This window comes from Methanoregula sp. (assembly GCA_026625165.1).
GTDB lineage: Archaea > Halobacteriota > Methanomicrobia > Methanomicrobiales > Methanospirillaceae > MVRE01.
This window is the reverse complement of record CP112999.1, coordinates 607,313-628,954: the sequence shown is the minus strand read 5'-3', so window position 1 is coordinate 628,954 and position 21,642 is coordinate 607,313. Positions and strand designations below refer to the sequence as shown.

Sequence of the window (21,642 nt, the reverse complement as noted above, 5' to 3'; positions counted from 1 at the left end):
TCTTAATCAGTCGTACTAATAAAGGGATTGGATATGTTATAACAATTATCTTCTGGCACGGTTTAATGAGTGTCGTTTTTACTACGAAAAAAGTCGGGATTTTAATTTAACGCCGTAAAAATTTGTGCAGGATTGTCATTTCACTTCCCTTGGGAGCTTTTTTTGCCGGATGCTTTGCAGGCGGGCGTTCCGGTTTTTCCTCATCATGATCGTCCTCAGTTTTCCGGGACTTCTTTTCATGAGATGGCTTTGCTTCGTGCACAGGCTTGTGATACCCGAGTTTGGACCCGCAGCCAGGGCAGAAATTTGCTGCGGCCGGCAGTTTTTTTCCGCAGTTCTGGCAGAAGACCGGGCTTTCGGCTTCATCCTCCTGCACAATCTCTTCCTGCACGGCAGGTTCTTCCTTTGGTTCCGGTGCGGGCAAATGTTCAGGTTCCGGCCGGACTTTTTTCTGCAGTTCGGGAACCGTCCGCTTCACCGGCTGGGCAAGCGGTTGCCGTGGCGGCTGCATCGCCGTTTTCATGGCGCTCTTCATTGCGGAATGCACCTCAACCTTTTTTACCGGCTGGGCAACCGGTGGGGTTGTGGGCGGGATCTCCCGGTAGGCGACCGGTTGGTGCGACGCCCTGCGGACCGGTTGTTCAACAGCCCGGGTTTCGGGGCGGCGCGGTGCAGGTTCTTCCGGCTCCACTTCTTTTGGGACTTCTTTTGGGGACTGGTACATTGACAGGAGCCTCTTTACCGGGGGTTGTCGTTCATAGTCTTTGACCGGTTTTTTTGCGGGGTGGAGTTCCTGCCGCACCGGTGCCGGTTTTGTCACACGTGCCGGTACATGCTTGTCCGCGGGTTCCACTTCTTCCTCTTCGGGTTCCGGCTCCGGAATGCTCCTTGCAGCTGGTTTCTTGTGCTTTTTTGGCTGGGTCTGCTCGTTTAGGAGGGTGATCCACTCATCAATCTCAGACGACCTGTCGACACCGTTCTGTGCAAACACGAGTTTCATCGTCTTGATCTCATCGTCTGCAGAACGAATCGAGAGGACCAGTACCGGGTCTGAAGCCTCGGAAAATTCCACGATGCTCCCGGATATTGTGTCAAGGGTGATGTCCTTTGCCGTCACCTTGAGCTTCTTTTCCTGGGTATCGATCAGGAATATGCGCCGGTCGGTGAGGTATGCATGGAAAAAGAATTTTTTTACCGAGATGTTGAGGGATCCGATCAGCACCTGTTCGCCGGGCTGTAAGTACGCAGAGAGCCCTCCTTCCTCTTCGTCCTCTCCTTCATCTTCACCTCCGGGCAGTTGTTTCTTTGCCCCCCCTTTCGGGCCTATGCTTCCTGCGAGGTCTGCCCGGGTTTGTGGAGCAGCAGGCGATTTCGCTGTTCTCTGCGGTATTTTTCCCCCGCAGTACCCGCAGATGACCGTAGTATCCCGGACTTCAATTCCACAGTGAGGGCATTTCATCAGTGTACTCCAATGTACTAAAGGCAGGTAACTATAATGTTCTCATGACATAAGAAAAATTCTCTGGTTGGCCCAATCCGGTACGTGAACTCTGCACTTGTCGTATATCATTACTTGTAATATCTCATATGCACAGGGGCAGGAGTGCGGCAGAGAGCAGCCCCATCTCTTTTTCATCCGCCGTCGGGTAAACATAGACGCCGGCATCTTTGCGGTTCCTGCAGATCAGCGCGTTTGTCCGGCAGGATTCCGGGTCCCCGTCGCGGTAGCATGCAGCCGGCAGGATCGACCCGACCCGGTCATTGAAAACATGTGCAAATCTTTCGCGACAGATCCCGGCAGCCCGCAGATTTTTCCCAATGACCACGATCCAGACCCCCTTCGTGCCCGGAGATTCCGGGCATGTGATCCTGAACCTGCAGTACTCCCTGTCGCCGTACGGGTTGAGAAATGACAGGTACAGGGGGTTATGGTTCCTTTTGAGCTCTGAAATAAAAGCCCCGGAGTTGAGGTCAAGATAGCCGTTGTATTGTGCTTCCACAACCGGCCTGACCTCGTTATATTCGGGACGCCGGATGAGGTCACGCACCTTTTCGGTTGCCTTTGAAAAAAGGTCTCCTGAGGATCCACGGGAAATATCCAGCCTCAGGGGCCGGAAATAATATGTCTGGTTTTCGCAGGTAAACCCAAGTGTCCCGTCATTCATTCGGGTGAAAGGGGCGGACCCGGTACCGGGTGCTGTCGTTTTAGGACTCACTGACGTCTTTTTGGGCGCCGGGGTTTTACCGGTTTCAGCGTAAGCTGCAATCGCTGCCCATTCATCCGCTGTATATGTTTTGTTCAGGTGCCGTTTCCAGAGAGGATCCTCAATTCTGGTGATGGCAACCAGCCGGAACCGACCGCCATCCGGTACATACTTTGCCCCGCAGCCTCTGCACACATAAAAATCCGTTTCCGGAATTCCAAAGAGCCGCTGCCCGGTTACCAAGATCAGCGAACCTTTACGGCAGGCCGGGCAGAGATCGGTCCATGCAAGGACCTCATCACACGCCCCTTTACCTTCAACCGGCAATAAAAAAGATTTTTGTCCCGTTGTTGCGATAGTCCAGGTCCACCCCGACAAAAGCCGGATTCCACGGATTAACTTCCGGGAATACCAGTCCCTGACCGATGCCTTCTCAGTGATACCTGCCTCTGTGAGTATCCCGGCAATCGTCTCAGCAACCCCGGGATCTCCAAAACCCCGCCTGGCAAGGTGCCGATCGAGACCATCGGTGTGCACACGTCTGTCCTCACCGGTCCTCTCCTTGAGCGCAAGCGTCCGGGTTGCCTCGGCATTGAGCGACTCCATTACCGCCGCGACAATCTCGCAGGATACCTTGATGCCATCCCGCATAAATGGCATTGGTGCAATGCACCGGCTCACCGTATCGCACGCGAGAGTATGCAGATCCGGGGGGATTGGAAGATAATGAGGGGCTGGCATGCAATAAAAAAGGGAATTTTATTTCAACAGTGATGTTTAAACAGTCCCCGCACCATATCCGGGATCTCTGACGGCCGGGATGCAACAGGTACGCCAAGTTTTGTGAGCCGGGCAATCTTTGAGCGTGCATCGCCTTCGCCACCTTCGACAATTGCCCCGGCATGCCCCATCCGCTTGTCCGGTGGGGCGGACTTGCCGGCAATGTATGCAGCGATCGGGAGATCGGTTGCGTTCGCACCCTCCTCCTCGAGGTTCCCCCCCACCTCGCCGATCAGCACGACCGCCTTTGTCTGCGGATCCTTTTCGAACCGTTCAAGAACGTCGACAAATGTCTGCCCGATGACAGGATCGCCGCCGATCCCGACAACAGTGCTCTGCCCGATGCCGGCCCGGGTGAGCTCATCGACAACTTCGTAAGTAAGCGTCCCGCTCCGGGAGATGACGCCCACACTGCCCCGGCTGAAGAGCTGGGCCGGCATGATTCCCATCTTGACCTCGCCAGGCGAGAGCAGTCCCGGGCAGTTTGGGCCTATGACCGAACTGCCCTGCACCTTTGCATAAGCGACCGCCTTCATGGTGTCGTGGACCGGGATGTGCTCTGTGATACAGACAATGGTTGGGATGCCGGCATCTGCCTCCTCCATGATCGAGTCGGCTGCCGCCCCGGCCGGGACAAAGATGACCGCAGCCCCGATATCGTGCTCACGCATCGCTTCCTTCACGGTATTAAAGACCTGAACGCCATGCACCTGCTGGCCACCTTTTCCCGGTGTAACACCGGCAACAACGCCCCGGCCGCCAACCTGTTTTGCGTACGCGTTCATCAGGCCGATGTGGAACTCGCCCTGTTTGCCGGTTGCCCCCTGCACGAGCACTCCGGTCTTTTTATCGCCGTAGATCATGCGGCAACCTCAACGGCTTTTTTCACGACAAGGTCCATGGTGTCCAGCATCTCGTACCCTTTCTCGGCGAGCAGTTTTCTCCCCTCCGCTTCGTTGGTGCCTGCAAGCCGAACGATCACCTTCTGGGAGATGCCTGCTGCGATGATCCCCCGGGCAACCTCGTCGCACCGGGTGATCCCGCCCAGCAGGTTGACAACAATGACCCTGACCGAAGGCACGCTTGCGACCAGCTGCACCGCGTTTTTAACCCGCTCGCTCTCCGCACCACCACCAACATCGAGGAAGTTTGCCGCTTTTCCGCCGAAGTATTCGATTAAGTCAAGGGTTGACATCGTGAGGCCGGCGCCATTGCCTATCACGCCGATATTGCCCTCAAGCTCTACGTACGAAAAACCATTCTTCTCCGCCTCGCGTTCGCGCTCGGAAAGATCGCGGTTCACCGTGATCCCCTGCCGGGCAAGGGCGTTGTCGTCAACGATGATCTTGGCATCCGCCGCGTACACGCCCTGCGGTGTTATGACCAGCGGGTTGATCTCCGCAAGTAGTGCGTCTTTGTCAAGGAAGATCCTGTAGAGCCTGTTGATGACCGGCATGACCTCCTTTGGGGCTTTTCCGGCAAGTTCGCGGAGCATAAACGGAGGGAGGTCGCGCATCAGCGGGAGGGAAACGACACGCCGGATCGCCTCCGGGTTCTCCTTTGCCGTAGTCTCGATCTCGACCCCGCCGGCATCCGAGAACAGGACGAGCGGTTGTTTGGACGAACGGTCTACCGTGATCGAGAGGTAATATTCTTTCTGGATTGCCAGCTTCTGCTCAGCGAGGATCTCTTTGACCGGCAGCCCTTTGATCTGCTTTTTGAAGAGCTCGCGGGCGGTTGCGAAGGCCGTGTTCTTATCGGCCATCAGTATACCTCCGGCCTTTCCCCTGCCGCCAATGTCCACCTGTGCCTTTAAAACGATCGCATCGCCCAGTGCGTCAAGGTGAGGGATGAGTTCCTCTGCCGTTTGGATCAGGAACCCTGAAGGGACAGGGATCCCTGCCTCCCTGAGGACTTTCTTTGCTTCGTATTCGCGCAGTTTCATGGGTTATTTGCTCCTCCTTTTAGAGCAACTGCTGCAAGCTCGATGCCCTTTTTCATAGCCTTCGTGTTCAGAGCCTCGGTACCTTTCGGCACGGAGTCAAGAATTGCCTTCTCCAGTGCTGTCTCACTGACGATCCCGGTGGTTTTCACCAGCGCACCGAGCATCACGATGTTTGCCACGATGTCCCTGCCAAGCGCCTGCTTTGCCTCGCGGGTTGCCGGGATCTCGACAAACCTGCATGCCGGGCGGGAATGGACAAGGGAGGAATCCAGCACCATGACGGCGTTCTCCTGAGCACCGCCACCGTACTTCTCGAACCCTTCCTGCGACATGATCACTAAGATGTCAGGATTTACAACCTTGGGAAACAGGATCGGTTCGTCATCGATGATCACCGCACTCATCGATGCCCCGCCCCGCGCCTCCGGGCCGTACACCTGCGTCTGGATGGCAAACTTGTTGTCGTACATGACCGCTGCCCGCCCGACGATAACTGCCGACAGGATGATCCCCTGCCCCCCGAATCCTGAGAACCGGACCTCGTGCCTCATGCCTTAACCCCCAGTGCGGGCCGTTTTCTTTTTACCAGTTCCCCGACAACAAACATGTCCGGCGGCACCGCTTCGCCGTTCTCCAGGAGCCGATCGCGCTTCACCTTCAGCAGGGAGTGGGTCTTTAAGTACTCCACATGGTCGGCGACCTGCTTGAACTTGTTCCTGCGCCCGAACGCCGTCGGGCATTGCACGAGGGCCTCGATAAAGGAGAGTCCGGGAGTCTCGAGGCCGGCTCTGACTGCTTTTTCAAGCTCCTTTACATGGTACGATGTCCACCGGGCTACGAAGTTAGCCCCTGCCGCTATTGCAAGCTCGCACAGGTCAAACGGCTGTTCGGAACAGCCATACGGTGTTGTCGTCGAGAGGCATCTGAGCGGGGTTGTCGGGCTGCCCTGCCCCCCGGTCATGCCGTAGATCTGGTTGTTCATGCAGACAACGGTTATATCAATATTGCGCCGGCACGCATGGATAAAGTGGTTTCCGCCGATCGCCGCAAGGTCGCCATCGCCGGTAAACACGACGACGTTTAACCCGTTGTCTGCCATCTTGACGCCGGTCGCAAACGCAAGCGCCCGCCCGTGGGTCGTATGCAGGGAATCGGTCAGGATATAGCCCGGTGCACGCGACGAGCAGCCGATGCCCGAGATGAACACGGTCTTGTCCTTGTTCCAGCCCATCTGGTCGACTGCCGCGAGCGTGCAGTTGATGATCGTCCCGTTCCCGCAGCCGGCACAGTAAATGTGGGGCAGCCGATCTGTACGGAACCAGTCCTCAAAGGTCATCGGCCTGCCTCCAGTGCGGCAACCAGCTCTTCAGGGAGGTGGAGATCGCCCCCCAGCTTAGGGATGGAGATGACAGGGACCTTCACGTGCCGTTCGATCTCCCGGGCCATCTGGCCAAGGTTGAGCTCGGGAACGAGGAACCGGCGGGCATTCTTAAACTGCGCAAGGGCGGATTCGGGGAACGGCCAGACGGTGCGCAGGCGCAGGAACCCGACATTGTTATCGGGATGATCGTGAAATACCTGCTGCACGGTGCGGACGGGTGCGCCGTACGCGACAAAGACCTGTTCTGCGTCAGGATTGATGAAGTCGAAGTCAGCGATGTCATGCCGGGCGTTTTCAATCTTGTCGACAAGGCGCTGTACCAGCTGGTGGTGGAGTTTCACGTTCGTTGTGCAGGGATACCCGCGCTCGTCGTGCGTCAGGCCCGTCACATGGACCCTGTGGCCCTTGCCAAACGTCGCAAAGCCGGGCACGAGGTCCGGTTCCGGGTGGAATGGCAGCACGCCCTTTTCAAGTTCCCGCCGTGGCACGCGTTCAACTGAGTCCGGAACCGTGATCCGTTCCCGCATGTGACCGATGATCTCATCAGCCATGAGAAAAACCGGGACCCGGTACCAGTCGGCAAGGTTGAACGCCTTTGCCGTCAGTTCGTACATCTCCTGCACGCTGGACGGGCACAGCGCAATGATGGAGTAGTCGCCATGCGAGCCGAACCGGCACTGCATCATGTCGCCCTGAGCCGCCATCGTGGGCTGGCCGGTGGACGGGCCGCCGCGCTGGATATTGACGATAACGCACGGCGTCTCGGTCATTACAGCGAACCCGACATTCTCCATCATCAGGGAAAAGCCCGGGCCGCTTGTCGCCGTCATCGCCCGGGCACCGGTCCATGCAGCGCCGATGATCGCTGCCATGCTTGCGATCTCGTCTTCCATCTGGATGAAGACACCTCCCTTCTTTGGCAGCCTGACTGCCATGTGCTCGGCAACTTCCGTGGAAGGCGTGATCGGGTATCCCCCGAAGAAGTTGCAGCCAGCCGCAAGTGCTCCCTCTGCGGAAGCGGTATTACCCTGCCAGAATTCAGTGCGCGTCAATACTCAATCGCCACCTTGTGCGGTTCGTATGGTTCTTCATCTGTCCAGTGAATGGCCTGATCCGGGCAGGTGAGCTCGCAGATGCCGCAGAGCCTGCGCCCGTACAGCTTCTGGAGCCGGCAGTTAGCGCACCGTTCGGGACGGTCCAGTTCAGGCATCAGGATCCCCCGGCGGTTGGGTTTTCTTCCTTCCTTAAAGATTTTGTAAGGGCAGACTTTTGTACACAGGTTGCACCCTTTGCACCGGGCCTCGTCAATGGCGAGCTTCATGGAGCGTCCTATCGTATAATGTGAAAGCCCGGACGAATAAAACCTATTTATTGTAATACACATTATGGTTGGTTCAGGGCTGGCCCCTGCAATACCGTTCAAACTCTTTTTCCGCACGGGCGCGGATGAGATCAAAGATGTCGTTTCCCTGTGCATCGATCCCCACGACGAGGGGCAGTCTGTCAAGCTCAATTGCCCAGACCGCTTCCGCCATCCCGAGGTCTTCAAAATAAACGCCACGGAGCGCCATGTGTGAGGCGGCAAGCGCAGCACACCCGCCCGTGAACGCGAGATACACTCCCTTTCCCCGGAGCTGCTCACGCACCGCGCTGCCCATACCTCCTTTCCCGATCAGCGCCCGTACACCCCTTGCGATGAGGAAGCCGGAGAGAGCATTCATCCGCGACGATGTCGTAGGCCCTGCTGCGATGATCCGGTTATCCTGCACGACCGGGCCGCAGTGGTATACTGCAGCGCCGTCCGGGTCAAAGGGGATACCCTCCTCCTGCATGCGCAGGTGCGCTTCGTCCCGTGCGGTGTATACCATCCCGGAGAGCTCGACATGGTCGCCGGCATGGAGCCCGAGCACTTCACTGCCAAGCGGGGTTTTGAGCTGTGCCGGCTTTTTCATGTCCTCTTCACCTCGACAGTGGCCCGGCGGCATGCCCAGCACTGGACATTGACAGCGACCGGGAGAGATGCTGTATGGCACGCGGCAGTCCTGACCTTGACGGCGAGAGCTGTCGTTTTACCCCCAAGCCCCATAGGGCCGATCCCGAGGCGGTTTACCGCATTGCAGAGCTGCTGCTCATACTCTGTCATCGAATCAATGGGGAGCAGCAGCGCCTCCTTTGCGAGCGTCGCCGCGCCATCAAAAGTCCCGCCGATCCCGACCCCGAGCACTACCGGCGGACAGGGTTTTCCCCCGGCAAGCAGCACCGTCTCGATAACAAACTTCCCGATCTCGTCTTTTTGGGAAGGCAGGAGCATTGTGATGCGCGACACATTCTCGGCGCCCGCCCCTTTGGGAAGTACTGTCACGGTAAGCTTGTCGCCAGGTCTCACGTGTACTGCAGGCATGCCATCACCGGTATTGTCACCAGTGTTATGCCGGGAAAGAGGGTCAACGACATTTGGGCGGAGCGGGACGGACCTGGTCGCCCTGCGGACACCCTCAATAACGGCGTCGTACAAGTCCTTGGTCAGCGGTACATCCGGTGGAAGGGTAAGGTAGATGACCGGCACACCGGTGTCCTGGCAGAGCGGGACCGCAAGTCCTTCAGCAGCTGCGATGTTTTCCTGTATATTGGCAAACTCACCCTGTGCCACCGGGTCTGTTTCCGCAGCTGCCGCCCTCTGTATCGCACGCTTCACATCGGGCGGCAGGAAAATAACCGCCTCTTTTACAGCCTCTTCCGTGGCCTCCGATATCCGCTTACGCAGGAAGGCTGCGCTGCCCCTTCTCATCAGAAAAGTGTTCGGGAGGGGCGGTGATAAGGATTTGGGATACCGGTCTATTGTCCCCGGCGGATTTGCCGGTGTCCCTTATCTGTTCCCAGTACCTGGTCCCTCCTGCCCGGGTTTCTTCGGATAAGGGATGCGTAAATCCCGATCACGCAGAAGACCGTGAACAGGATTAACGTGTAATGGACGCTCACAGCAAATGCGGGATAGTACTCCGGGGTTATCTCGACCCTGCCGATCACAATGGCAAAGATCATTGTCGCGATCCCCATAGAGAGCATCTGGCCCAAAAGGCGCATCGTGCCCACGATCCCTGATGCGACCCCGTAGTACTTCTTCTCAACCGCGCTCATGATGGCATTTGTATTCGGGGAAGAGAAAATGCCGAAACCCAGCCCGAGCACTGCCAGTGACATGACGATGAACCACAGGGGCGTCGTTTCGTTAAGGAAAGTTAACAGGAACAGGCCGAGCGCAGAGATCGCCATTCCGACGGAGGCAATGATCCCCGGCTCAATTTTATCCGAGAGCCGGCCCGCAAAGGGTGATACTGCCGCCTGAACGAGAGGGGCAGCGATCAGGATGATCCCGGCATATTCCGGCGAGAAGTCCCTGGTATACTGGAGGTCGAGGGAGAGGAGGAAGGAGACTGCATATGTTGCACTATAGTTAATCAGCGCTGCGATGTTCGAGAATAAAAAGACCCTGCTCCCGGAAAAGAGCCGCATGTTCAGGACCGGACATTCCTGCCGCAGCTCGAACCGGATGAACGCGATTGCGAGCAAAAACCCGACAAGGACAAGCATCACCCCGCCAGCCGATGGCAGCTCTGAGAACCCTAGCATGACGGCGACCAGAGCGAGGCCGTACAGGACCGAACCGGTAAGGTCGAACGTTTCACCTTTGCATTCGGACCACTCTCCTTCAAGTTTTGTGAGGACGAGGAGAATTATCAAGACAGCAATCGGGACATTGATAAAAAAAATGCTCCGCCACCCGAAATTTTCGGTAAGGATGCCCCCAAGGAACGGGCCAAGGGTCAGGCCCATGTACACCGCAGTGATGTAGATGCCAAGCATCCGTCCCCGTTCTCCGGGGGGGAAGACAGATGTTAAGATCGCAACCGAAGTCCCGAAGATCATGGACGCCCCGAACCCCTGCACGATGCGGACTGCAAGTAGCAAGCCGGCAGAGGGCACCATGGTCATCACCAGCGATGCTGCCCCAAAGATCGCTATCCCATACAGAAAAATTTTCTTCCTGCCGTAAATGTCGGCGATCTTGCCGAACGGTACAAGGAAGAGGACGGAGGAAAGAAGGTAGGTGGTGGCCACCCATGACAGGGCGATCGCATCCATGTGAAACGCAGCCCCGATAGTCGGGAGCGCGATGTTGACTGCGGAGCCGTCGAAGGGAGTAAGGAAACCGGCGAGGACGGCGATAAGTATGACGACCTGTTTTCCCGTCGATGTCAGCGGCGTAGGGGGAACATGGCAGATCGCAGGGACTTCAGGAGTTGCGTCAGGGATCTCCGCATTCACGGTTTGCACCCATAAGACTAATGTAGGGATTTCCGGGATATGTGCTCTCCTGTTTTTCACAGGACAGGTCGCAGATCCCCACTGATCGATTACAGGGACAAAATCAAAAACATGGTTGGGAAAAACGGGTGATTAAAGAGGTAATGAAAAAATGAAGGAATATTGAAAAAATTATTTCTTGCCTTTGGCGCCCTTTGCGGGTTCTGCGCCTTTCTTCTCTTCAGCACCCTTTGCAGGCTCCTTGCCGGCTTTACCTGCATCCTTGCCCTTTGCCACCGGCTCCTTGCCGCCCTTTGCCGCTGCAGCCTCCGCTTCCTTTGGATCTTCAGCGGCAACGACCGGTGCCGCGACAACCTTCTCTTCAGCAAACTTGGGCGCAATAATCCTCCCGCTCACCTTGATGGTGCTCACCTTGATGTGGGACGGGGACGGGAGCTTGTGTGCACCGTTGCGGAGCGCGTCCTTGACCTTCTCAAGGTATGCCGGTGTGGAGAAGACCGTGAAGATGCGCTGGTTTGACGCGACGCGTGCAGCGGTGCCCACTGCCTTGCCGAATGCAAGGCGCATCCCTTCCGAAACACGGTCGGCACCGGCGCCGGTTGCCTGTTTGTTCTCTCTGAGGACATGATGGGGATAAACCCGGACCTTGAAGTGGAAGTTTGCCCTGCCAACGTCTTTCATCAGCCTGCGGTTGATGCTGATGCGTGCGGCTTCCAGCGCCGAGTGCCGGACCTGGCACGCTTCATCAATCAACAGATCGATCTGCGTCGGAAACTCCTGCGTGAGGTTACCCATCTCGAACTGTACGATCTTGCTTCCCGGAACACCGCCCATATACTCACGGCGCGTATAGGCTTTCTTTGAAATGTTCCTGTACATCTTTCCCGGTTTTCTAACCATCGCGTCCTTCTCCTTAAAGAATGTATGAGCGGGCATGAAAAATCTGCAAAAAATCAGATATCATGCGAATGCGCTGCACAAACTGCTTGTATAAAATGGAAATGAGGCGTATTAAACCTTACTGGAGCTCACACTTCGGCAGGTTGATCAGGTCGAGCACGTGGCGCCGGAACTTCGCAAACTCGATGCTTGTCCGGTCCCGCGGTCGCGGCAGTTCAAGGGGGATGGTCTCGCAGACCCGGCCGGGCCGGGGGGTGAGCACGACGATACGGTCTGCCAAAAAGACCGCTTCATCAACGCTATGGGTGATGAAGATGATCGTCTTTTTTGTCTTCTCCCAGATCGTAAGGAGCTCGTGCTGGAGCATGTTCCGGGTCTGGGCATCGAGGGCCCCGAACGGCTCGTCCATCAGGAGCACGACCGGGTCGAGGGCGAGCGCCCGGGCAACCGCGACCCGCTGGCGCATCCCGCCGGAGAGCTCAGACGGGTAGCTATTCGCAAACTGGGTTAAGCCCACGAGATCGAGATACCGGGCAGCCTGCCGGTGCCGCTCATCCCGTTCCATACCCTGCATCTCGAGCCCGAACGCGACATTGTCGAGAACATTGCGCCAGGGAAAGAGTGAGTACTCTTGGAAGACAATCCCCACTTTCGGGTTCGTGCCTCTCATCTCCTCGCCGTCAAGGAGTATTGCACCCGACTCCGCGGCATCAAGGCCCGCAATCAGGCGCAGCAGCGTCGTCTTCCCGCAGCCAGACGGGCCGAGAATGCAGACAAACTCCTTGTCCTGCACCTCAAGGCTGAAGTTTTCCAGCACATGGAGCCGGCTGCCGTCGTCCCGCGGGAAGAACTGGTTCAGGTTAAGGATCTGGAGCTTGCCCATGCTCAGGCAACCTCCCCAGTCCGCCACTTCAGAAAGTGCCGGTCAATATAGTACCGGAAAACGATGTCGATAACAAGGCCGATCAGGCCGAGGAGGATCATGTACACCACCACGGCATCCATCTGGTGGAGGTTGTAGTAAAACCAGAGGTCTTTTCCTAGACCGTTGTTGGAGACGCCAAAGAGTTCCGCGGCAACCAGGCACATCCACCCGACTCCGGTCGCGATCCGGATCCCGGAGACGACGGACGGCAGGGCAGCCGGGAACGCGATGTACCGTATCTGGTCCTTCGTCCTGTTGCACCCGAGCATCCTTCCAGCCTCGACAAAAATGCGGGGAACGCCCCGGAAGCCGGTATAGGTGTTAATCAGGATAGGAAAGACCGCCCCGATAAAGATGACGAAGCCGGCCGAGACCGGCGTGAAGCCAAACCAGATAATCGCAAACGGGATCCACGCGAGCGGGGGGATCGGCCGGAGGATCTCGATGAGGGGGTTGAGGAACTCGTCGGCCTGGCGGTTCCATCCCATCGCAATGCCGATCGGGATGCCGATGAGGAGGGCGCCGGTAAGGCCGATAGCGAAATGCAACAGGCTCACCTCGAAATCGGCAAGGAGGATCCCTTTCGAAAGAAGGCTGAAAAAGGCGTGGAAAACGTCTGTAGGGCCCGGGAGCAGGAAACTGTTCCTGACGATAAACGAGGCATAGCACTCCCAGACAACGAGGGCAAGGACTATGGCAAGGGCGCCGAGCCAGTGTTTCCTGATCCTGTGTACCATGCTTCCGATGGTGGTCATCTCCTTTGGATCAATGCATAAACCGCGGCCCGGCTCCCCCGCAACCGGGCTCTTGCGGATTATCCTTATAGTACCAGTGCGTAACTGCAAAAAAAGGTTGGGGGACGAAGCGGTTTTAGCTCTTCTGGTAGAAGCTCAGGTCGAAGATCTCCTCTTTGGTCAGGGGCTTCTTGATGTACCCGAGGTCGTACTGGATCTTCGCATAGTCAAGGACCGGGCTGACGATGATACTGGGGTCCGAAACCCAGCTGCCGTCCCATTCTTTCAGAGAGGCCTTCACGTCTGCCAGGTTCGCACCGGTCTTGTTGGCATAGATCGCTGCTGCTTCGTCAAGGTTCTGCTGGTTAAAGGCAACTGCCCGATCGTTGGTCTTTATGATCTGCCGGACGATCTCCGGGTGCTCGCGGATCAACTTGCCGCTGACCACGAGGACACAGCAGGTGTGGTTGGGGTACATCTCACCGGAATGGACAACGATCCTGCCCTTGCCCTGGTTCACGACCGTGCTCGGCGAGGGTGTCGGCAGGAAGATGGCATCGACCTTGCCGGCCGTAATCGCCGTTACTGCATCGCCCGGGGTCATGCCCTTGATGAAGACATCCTTGTCAGGGGTGAGGTTGTTCTTCTTGAGCCAGTCCCGGAGGATGGTGTCCTGGATGCTCCCCGCCGGGAACGTGGCAATCGTTTTCATAGAAAGGCTGTGCGGGCCCGTATAGGCAAGGTCGTTGCTGACAACAAGGTCGGAGCCCTGCGAGTTGACACCTGCAACGATCTTAGCATCAAGCCCGGTGGCGAGCGCGGAGAGGACCGGGGCTGCACCAACGTAGGCAACATCGAGGTCACCTGCAAGCATTGCCTGCATCTCGGGCGGGCCGCTCGGGAAGACCTTGTCGGAAACATTGACGACACCAAGCGGGGCAAGATCCTGCTGCCACCAGCCCTTGCTCATGGCGGTGATCTCGGCCATCTGGTGGGTGCTTGGCTGGTACCCGATGCGGATCTCGGTCACTTTGGAGGATGTCTGCGGCTGGGTGCAGCCGGCGGTTAACAGTACAAGTGCGACTGCCAGAATGGCAAACACTGCAAGAGAGATTCTTTTCATGGGGGAACTGTTGTGCGGCCACTATTAAAAAATATCCGATTTGGACAATTATTTTCTCTTTTTGTGATATTTTGCCCAGATAAACTTCACAATTGGATAATATTTTTTTACAAAAAAGTCGATGAGCCAGGTATCTTTTTGATCACTTTTGGCACAATAATAAAAAAATTTTTCAGGATTTGGCACAATTGTACTCAGTATATGGCACAAGTGGACCCTATCGACCGGCTCGTGCGCGCAGCGCTCATCTCTGATGATGAATTTGTCGGGACGCTCAATAATCTCCTGAAACATGAGCTCAGGATCAGTGTGCGCGAGCTCTCGGAAAAGAGCGGGATCTCCCAGAGCTCGCTCTATAAACTCCTGCATGGAAGACGTTCCCCGAACCTCTCCACGCTCAGGGAGATCGTCCGCGCCCTGCGTCATCTCTACCATGTAAGTGACGAGGAGTTCATCGGGCTGATCGCAGCCCGCCCGGTGCTGGAGAGCGTGGAAGAGCGGGTTGCGGATATCGACGGGCACCGCATGCGGGTACGCGAATACCCCGTCCACACGATGGAAGATGCGATTGTCGCAGCAGTGCGGGCGGAACGGGAAGGTGCAATCGCGATCGTCTGTGCCCCGATCGTCAGCAGCATCATCGAGCAGCTCGTCCATGTACCGGTGGCGACGATCATCCCCCGCGAATCGGTGCAGCGGGCTATCGAACTCGCCGCAAAAAAGGCGTGGATTTAAAGAGCCCGCCGACCAAAAAGAAAAGAGTACATACCGGATGGTGAACGGATGCGAACCGATGTTGTGAGGCTGGGGCGCCTCTCGGGGGAGAGGACAGGCGAGATGATGCATTTCCTCTCATCGATGCGTGCGGATCGGTGTATTGCCGATGCCGACGTGCTGGTGGATATTGCGCATGTGCTGATGCTGGACAAACAGAAGATCATCGACCGCGATATCGCGAAACAGATCCTGCCCGCGCTCCTCGAACTCTATGATGAAGGGGTACCGGAGGAGGTGTTTGATGATCGTTTCGAGGACGTTCACGCAGGCATCGAGGCACTCCTCATCGAAGCAGTCGGTGCGGAAGCCGGCGGGCGCATGCACATGGGGCGCTCGCGCAATGACGAGGTCGCCACCTGCATCCGGATCAAGCTGCGCGACGATGTCCTCAAGCAGATGGCAGCGCTCCTCAAGGTGCGGGAGGTGCTGGTCGCCCTTGCCGCACAGCATATCGACAGCGTCATGCCCGGTTTCACCCATATGCAGCACGCCCAGCCGACCACGCTCGCCCACCACCTTCTCGCGTACGAACAGGCGTTCTCACGGGACTTCGACCGGTTAAAGGAAGCATATATCCGGATAAACTTAAGCCCGCTTGGCGCAGCTGCATTTGCATCCACCGGCTATCCCATCAACCGCGAACTTGCCGCAGGCTTCCTTGGGTTCGAAGGGCTGGTCACCAACACGATGGATGCAGTGGCAACCCGGGACTTTGCCTTAGAAACGCTCGCCGATCTTTCCATCCTGATGGCAAATGTGAGCCGGCTCTGCGAGGACCTGATCATCTGGAGCACGTGGTTTGTCAGGTTCGTCACCCTTGACGATGCATTCTGTTCGACGTCCTCCATCATGCCCCAGAAGAAGAACCCGGATATCGCAGAGATCATGCGGGCAAAGACCGGATCGGTTTTTGGGGCGTACACGGGTGCGCTCCTGACGGTCAAAGGGCTCCCGATGAGCTACAACCGGGACCTGCAGGAACTCACCCCCAATATCTGGCGCGGGATGCGGGACGCAAAAGAGAGCCTGCGCATGCTCGTGGACATGCTCTCAAGCGCAACCTTTGATACCAAACGGATGCGGGAGGAATCAGGGAAAAACTTCGCCACGGCAACCGAGCTTGCCGATACGCTTGTCCGGAACTACAGCTTAGCGTTCCGCACTGCCCACAATATTGTAGGGAGAGCGGTGCAGAAAGGGTACCTCAACCTTGAGACGCTGGATACTGCGGCACGGGAACTCAACGCAGGGATCTCGTTTGTAGAGAAAGGGCTCACGCAGGACCAGATCCGGGAGGCGCTGGATGTGGACGCTTCGATCGCCCTGCGCAAGGTATCCGGGGGCCCGGCCCCGCTTGCAGTGAAGATCGCAATCGAGGAGTGCAAAAAACAACTTGATACTGATTCGACTCTTATCGACGAGCGGCTCACAAAACTCTCAAAGGCAAAAGACGATCTTATCACCGAAGCTCGGAGGCTGGTACCATAACCGCCCAGTTCACTCCGGGGGACATTGTCAGCTGCGAAGTCGGGGGACAGAAAAAGACCGGCACATACATCACCAGCCGCGACGAAATGGCTGTCGTAAAACTTGATTCCGGGTATAATATAGGTATTCTGCCGGGATCCTGCACCTTTGTAAAACGAACTCAACCGGCACCGGCAAAAAAAACCGAAGTGGCACCCGGTAGTGGCCTCCCCGACCTCGCGATCGTGTCGACCGGGGGCACAATTGCAAGCCGCATCGATTACCGGACCGGCTCGGTCACCAGCCAGTTTGACGCACGAGATATCCTCACTGCAATCCCTGAACTGGCACAGGTGGCAAATTACAGGGCAAAGCCGATATCAACGATCCTGTCCGAGAACATGACACCGTCAATCTGGCAGGTGCTTGCCCGTGCTGTGTATGATGAGATAAAAACCGGAGTGGCGGGAGTGATCATCACCCATGGCACTGACACGATGGCGTACAGTGCATCGGTGCTCAGCTTCATGCTTGAGACCCCGGTACCGGTCATCTTTGTCGGATCGCAGCGGTCTGCCGACCGGCCGTCAAGCGACAACGCGATGAACGCGGTCTGCGCAGCCAGCGCGGCAACAAGCGATCTTGGCGAAGTGGCGGTGGTGATGCATGCAACCATGAGCGATGACCGGTGCGCGATCCACCGCGGCACCCGGGTGCGCAAGATGCATACGTCTCGCAGGGATGCGTTCAGGAGCATCGGCATCCCGCCAATCGGTTTTGTGGACTACCCCTCGCGCAGGGTTATCCTTGCTCCCGAGGCGGTGCGGCGCGGGGCACACACGCTCGCGCTCCATGAAAAACTGGAGGAGCAGTGCGGGCTTGTCCAGTTCTACCCGGGCATGTCACCTGGGATTCTCGATGCATTTTCCGGGTACCGTGGCCTTGTGATCGCCGGTACCGGGCTCGGGCACACCAGCACGGACCTCATCCCGTCCCTGCGCTCGCTCATCGATGACGGGACGGTGGTTGTGATGACCTCACAGTGTCTGAATGGCAGGGTCTGCGACCGGGTCTATGATACCGGCCGCGACCTGTTGAACATTGGAGTGATTGAAGGCGGCGACATGCTCCCGGAAGTGGCTCTCACAAAGCTGATGTGGGTGCTTGGACAGGAGCCCGGCCGAAAGAAAGTATCTGCGCTGATGCAGGCTGACCGTGCCGGTGAATGCAACAGGAGGAGCCTCCATGGGCTCTGAGAAGACCGGGCTTATCGCAGGTATCGAGATCCACCAGCAGCTGAACACGCAGGAGAAGCTCTTCTGCCATTGCCCAACGCTGCTCCGCGACACTGCTGAGCATTCCGGAGAATTCTTCAGGTTCCTCAGGGCAACTGAGAGCGAGATGGGCGAGATCGACCGGGCGGCGCAGGAGGAGATGAAAAGGGACCGGAAATACACGTATTATACCTACGATACCACATGCCTCGTGGAGAACGACGAGGAGCCCCCGGCGCCTCTCAACGACGAGGCGCTCACGGTCTGCCTAACAATCGCTAAGATGTTCTCCATGACGCCCATCCCACAGGTTCACACGATGCGCAAGCTCGTTATCGACGGTTCGAATACGAGCGGGTTCCAGCGCACTGCCCTTGTTGCAACGAACGGCGACCTCCCGGGCGGCGGACGGATTGAGACCGTCTGCCTTGAGGAGGAGGCAGCACAGCGGGTAAAAAATGACTGCTTTTCGCTTGACCGGCTCGGGATCCCGCTCATCGAGATCACGACCTCTCCCTGCATGCACACGCCAGAGGAGGTCCAGCAGGTCGCAGAGCACATCGGCATGGTTCTGCGCTCCACAGGAAAGGTGAAGCGCGGGATAGGGACGATCCGGCAGGACGTGAACATCTCAATTGACGGTGGCGCCAGGGTCGAGATCAAGGGCGTGCAGGAGCTCGACCTCATCGCAGAAGCGGTCCGTCGCGAGGTGCAGCGGCAGCAGAACCTGATTTCCATCCGCAATGAGCTGAAGAAGCGGGGGGCGGCAGTTGATGAGAGCAGGGTGACCGATATCACGGCACTCTTTAAGGAGACAAAATCCGCTATCCTCAAAAAAGCGAAGCGGATCGATGCGATTATCCTTCCCGGGTTTGCCGGGCTGGTCAGGAGAGAGATCCAGCCTGACCGCCGGCTCGGCTCCGAGATCTCTGATTACGCGAAGGTATGTGGGGTCGGCGGGATCTTCCACACTGATGAACTGCCGGCATACGGGATCACTGCAGACGAAGTAACAGCCCTCAGGCAGCAGTTGAACGCAGGCGACCATGACTGTGTCGTGATTGTTGCAGGTGCAAACGAGAAACAGGCAGGCTGTGCCGCACGGCAGGTACTCCTGCGGGCAAAGATGGCAATATTAGATCAACCAGTACCAGAGGAGACGCGGAAGATGCTTGAGTCCGGGAGCACCGCGTACATGCGCCCGCTCCCAGGTGCCGCCCGCATGTATCCAGAGACCGATGTGCTGCCGGTGATTATCGATGAAAAGCGGTGGGCTGCGGTTGCGGTGCCGGAACTGCTTGCCGCAAAGACCGAGCGCTATGCACGTGAATTCGGCATAGACAGAAACTATGCTGCACAGCTGGCCTCATCGGAGAGACTGCCCCTGTTCGAACGTGCAATAAAGGAAGGGATAATGCCAAAACTCGCGGCATTCTCCCTCCTGTCCACATCTACGGAACTTCGCCGTGAGGGTGTTGAGATGCGGAATGTGCCAGATGACGCATATCTTGCGATCTGGCATGCGGTTCAGCAGGGCAAGGCTGCAAAAGAAGCTATTCCTGATCTGCTCCGTTCCGTAGCTTCGGGGAGCAGTGTTAAGGATGCTCTCGATAGACTCGTTCCCGCAATCTCCCGAGACGAACTCCAGTCCATTATCAAGAAGATCATCGCGGATAAATCGGACTTTATACGGGCAAAACAGAAAGCAGCGCTCGGGCCGTTGATGGGAATCGTGATGGCGGAGGTCCGGGGTTCGGTGGACGGGAAGGTTGTTTCGGAGATTTTAAAAAAGGAGATCGAGCAGGAGCTTGCCAAAAAGGGGAAGTAAAAGTGTCCGGGTTATCGATCTTTTCAGAACAGATACCTGTTAATCTATTTTTATGGATAAAGATAAAATAAATTCTAGGTATGATATCCAAATCCTGAACCTGTTATAGTTCAGCACTTACCCAAAACCAATTGTAACATTCAAGTATATCCAGACAACAATACGGGAATATATGCCTGCCACCCCTCCGGAAAACAATCCGTATCATGAGGACCGGTACAGCAGATTTTCCATAACTGTACCTGAGTACTACAACTTCGGTTACGATGTAATCGATGCATGGGCGGAGCGGGCACCAAAGAAAACCGCCCTCCTCTGGGTCAATGGGCAGGGAGAGGAAAAGCGGTATACGTTCAGGGACCTGAAGAATGAATCCGACATGGCGGCACGGGTCCTGCACCGTAGCGGGATTAAAAAAGGCGACAGGGTATTTATCATGCTCCCGCGAGTCACGGACTGGTGGGTACTTATCGTCGCCCTGACCAAGATTGGGGCTGTCTACACCCCTGCCCCCACGATGCTGACGTCCCATGACATCGCCTACCGGCTCTGCGCAGGCATGTTTTCTCTTGTTATTACTGACCTTGAGAATGCACCCAAGGTGCAGGAATCTGAGCTAGGGGGGTCCGGTAAGGTCGGGTTAATGGTAGTTGACGGGGAGCTGCCGGGCTGGATCAGTTATCCGGGGGAACTCGCGTCCCTTCCATCACCAATGCCAGCCGAAGATAATTTGCCCTCCCGAATGATGACAAAATCTTCGGATCCGCTCGTGATCTTCTTCACCTCCGGAACCACCGGCAACCCCAAAATGGTGCTCCACGACCACAGTTATCCGCTCGGCCATATCGTGACAGCACAGCTCTGGCAGGACTTAAAACCATCAGACCTCCACTTCACAATCTCCGATACCGGGTGGGCCAAGAGCGCGTGGGGAAACCTCTTCGGACAGTGGATTGCGGGAGCAGCAGTCTTTGTCTATGATATCCGGGGCAAATTTGATCCAGCAGAGATACCCCCGCTCATTGAGAAGTACGCGATTACCACGTTCTGCTGTCCGCCCACGATCTACCGGATGCTAATCCTCCTCGACCTGTCCAGGTATGACCTCTCAAAGCTCCGTCACTGCGTGAGCGCCGGCGAGCCGTTGAACCCCGAGGTGATCCGGATCTGGAAAGAAAAGACCGGCCACACAATCTATGAGGGGTACGGCCAGACCGAGACTGTGCTCTGCATCGGGGCGTTACCGGGACGGGAATGCCCACCGGGCTCCATGGGAAGGCCGGCCCCTGGCTGGCACATCGAGCTCCATGACAAGCATGGGAACCTTGTGGGCATTGACCGCGAAGGCAGGATTGCGGTCTCGCTTGATCCCCGGCCGGTCGGGCTGTTTACCGGATATATTAACAACGGACCGGCAAACAGGAAGTCCTTTGTAAAGGGCTGGTATTATACAGATGACAAGGCGGCTATGGACAGGGAGGGCAACTTCTGGTTCATCGGCAGGGACGATGACGTCATCAAGGCGTCAGGGTACCGCATCGGGCCATTTGAAGTTGAGAGTGCCCTGTTAGAGCACCCGTCAGTGGCGGAAGCAGCAGTTGTAGGGTCACCGGATCCCATACGGGGAATGATTGTCAAGGCGTATGTTGTACTCAAACCCGGTTATGAGCCGTCCAAATCGCTCGCGACCGATCTGCAGGAGCATGTCAAACGGGAGACTGCTCCGTATAAGTACCCACGTGCAATCGAATTCACCAGTGCCCTCCCAAAGACAATCTCAGGAAAGATCCGCAGGACCGAACTCCGCGAGCGGGAGATAAAAAGGCAGGACAGGAATGATGAGGAATGGAACCAGAGATGAGATGAACGAACCCGGAACAGCCACACAGGAAGCACACGCGATCCGGGTGCGGCATTACGTCATAATGCCGGGACATACCGCATCGGGCTGCACCCGTGAAAAAAATCCCGATGCTGC

The 21,642-nt window shown here is 56.9% G+C and carries 19 protein-coding genes and 1 pseudogene; 5 read left to right on the top strand and 15 right to left on the bottom strand.

Annotated elements, in window-relative coordinates; translation table 11 throughout:
• Positions 1-106: 106 nt before the first annotated feature.
• From OS112_03480 to OS112_03410, 15 genes and pseudogenes are all read right to left on the bottom strand, one after another.
• Entirely contained in the window at positions 107-1,459 is a 1,353-nt protein-coding gene (locus OS112_03480; GenBank protein WAC05701.1) for a zinc-ribbon domain-containing protein, read from the bottom strand.
• Positions 1,460-1,583: 124 nt separating this feature from the next.
• Positions 1,584-2,864, bottom strand: a complete 1,281-nt coding sequence (locus tag OS112_03475) for a hypothetical protein (protein ID WAC05700.1) — start codon at positions 2,862-2,864, stop codon at positions 1,584-1,586.
• A gap of 104 nt (positions 2,865-2,968) precedes the next feature.
• On the bottom strand, positions 2,969-3,847 hold the full coding sequence (gene sucD, locus OS112_03470) for a succinate--CoA ligase subunit alpha (protein WAC05699.1): 879 nt from the start codon (positions 3,845-3,847) through the stop codon (positions 2,969-2,971).
• Complete coding sequence (gene sucC / locus OS112_03465; protein WAC05698.1) at positions 3,844-4,929, bottom strand: succinate-CoA ligase subunit beta; 1,086 nt, start codon at positions 4,927-4,929, stop codon at positions 3,844-3,846. Before sucC ends, sucD begins: the two co-directional genes overlap by 4 nt.
• The gene (locus OS112_03460; GenBank protein WAC05697.1) at positions 4,926-5,480 is read right to left on the bottom strand and encodes a 2-oxoacid:ferredoxin oxidoreductase subunit gamma; all 555 of its coding nucleotides are present in this window, start codon (positions 5,478-5,480) and stop codon (positions 4,926-4,928) included. Before OS112_03460 ends, sucC begins: the two co-directional genes overlap by 4 nt.
• A complete protein-coding gene (locus OS112_03455; GenBank protein ID WAC05696.1) occupies positions 5,477-6,265 on the bottom strand; it encodes a thiamine pyrophosphate-dependent enzyme in 789 nt (262 codons plus the stop codon). The genes OS112_03460 and OS112_03455 overlap by 4 nt, the downstream gene beginning before the upstream one ends.
• Complete coding sequence (locus tag OS112_03450; GenBank protein WAC05695.1) at positions 6,262-7,362, bottom strand: 2-oxoacid:acceptor oxidoreductase subunit alpha; 1,101 nt, start codon at positions 7,360-7,362, stop codon at positions 6,262-6,264. Before OS112_03450 ends, OS112_03455 begins: the two co-directional genes overlap by 4 nt.
• Positions 7,359-7,631 (bottom strand): 4Fe-4S binding protein, encoded by a 273-nt coding sequence (locus tag OS112_03445; protein WAC05694.1) that lies wholly within the window; start codon positions 7,629-7,631, stop codon positions 7,359-7,361. Before OS112_03445 ends, OS112_03450 begins: the two co-directional genes overlap by 4 nt.
• 73 nt (positions 7,632-7,704) lie before the next feature.
• Entirely contained in the window at positions 7,705-8,262 is a 558-nt protein-coding gene (locus tag OS112_03440; protein ID WAC05693.1) for a FumA C-terminus/TtdB family hydratase beta subunit, read from the bottom strand.
• Entirely contained in the window at positions 8,259-9,098 is an 840-nt protein-coding gene (locus tag OS112_03435; protein ID WAC05692.1) for a fumarate hydratase, read from the bottom strand. The genes OS112_03440 and OS112_03435 overlap by 4 nt, the downstream gene beginning before the upstream one ends.
• Positions 9,099-9,145: 47 nt before the next feature.
• Positions 9,146-10,636, bottom strand: a complete 1,491-nt coding sequence (locus OS112_03430) for an MFS transporter (GenBank protein ID WAC05691.1) — start codon at positions 10,634-10,636, stop codon at positions 9,146-9,148.
• A 390-nt stretch (positions 10,637-11,026) separates the two neighbouring features.
• A pseudogene (locus OS112_03425) lies at positions 11,027-11,536 on the bottom strand (50S ribosomal protein L16).
• A 118-nt stretch (positions 11,537-11,654) separates the two neighbouring features.
• Complete coding sequence (locus OS112_03420; GenBank protein WAC05690.1) at positions 11,655-12,419, bottom strand: ABC transporter ATP-binding protein; 765 nt, start codon at positions 12,417-12,419, stop codon at positions 11,655-11,657.
• Positions 12,420-12,421: 2 nt separating this feature from the next.
• Positions 12,422-13,216, bottom strand: a complete 795-nt coding sequence (locus OS112_03415) for an ABC transporter permease (GenBank protein ID WAC05689.1) — start codon at positions 13,214-13,216, stop codon at positions 12,422-12,424.
• A 115-nt stretch (positions 13,217-13,331) separates the two neighbouring features.
• On the bottom strand, positions 13,332-14,318 hold the full coding sequence (locus OS112_03410; GenBank protein WAC05688.1) for an ABC transporter substrate-binding protein: 987 nt from the start codon (positions 14,316-14,318) through the stop codon (positions 13,332-13,334).
• Between the two features lie 201 nt (positions 14,319-14,519).
• Here OS112_03410 and OS112_03405 point away from each other — a divergent pair, with 201 nt between their 5' ends.
• The 5 genes from OS112_03405 (at position 14,520) to OS112_03385 (ending at position 21,525) form a co-directional block, all read left to right on the top strand.
• On the top strand, positions 14,520-15,053 hold the full coding sequence (locus tag OS112_03405; protein ID WAC05687.1) for a helix-turn-helix domain-containing protein: 534 nt from the start codon (positions 14,520-14,522) through the stop codon (positions 15,051-15,053).
• 48 nt (positions 15,054-15,101) lie between these two features.
• A complete protein-coding gene (gene argH / locus OS112_03400; GenBank protein WAC05686.1) occupies positions 15,102-16,583 on the top strand; it encodes an argininosuccinate lyase in 1,482 nt (493 codons plus the stop codon).
• Complete coding sequence (gene gatD, locus OS112_03395; GenBank protein WAC06128.1) at positions 16,580-17,818, top strand: Glu-tRNA(Gln) amidotransferase subunit GatD; 1,239 nt, start codon at positions 16,580-16,582, stop codon at positions 17,816-17,818. The genes argH and gatD overlap by 4 nt, the downstream gene beginning before the upstream one ends.
• Positions 17,808-19,664, top strand: a complete 1,857-nt coding sequence (gatE, locus tag OS112_03390) for a Glu-tRNA(Gln) amidotransferase subunit GatE (protein ID WAC05685.1) — start codon at positions 17,808-17,810, stop codon at positions 19,662-19,664. The genes gatD and gatE overlap by 11 nt, the downstream gene beginning before the upstream one ends.
• A gap of 172 nt (positions 19,665-19,836) precedes the next feature.
• On the top strand, positions 19,837-21,525 hold the full coding sequence (locus tag OS112_03385; GenBank protein WAC05684.1) for an AMP-binding protein: 1,689 nt from the start codon (positions 19,837-19,839) through the stop codon (positions 21,523-21,525).
• The last annotated feature ends 117 nt before the right edge of the window (positions 21,526-21,642 follow it).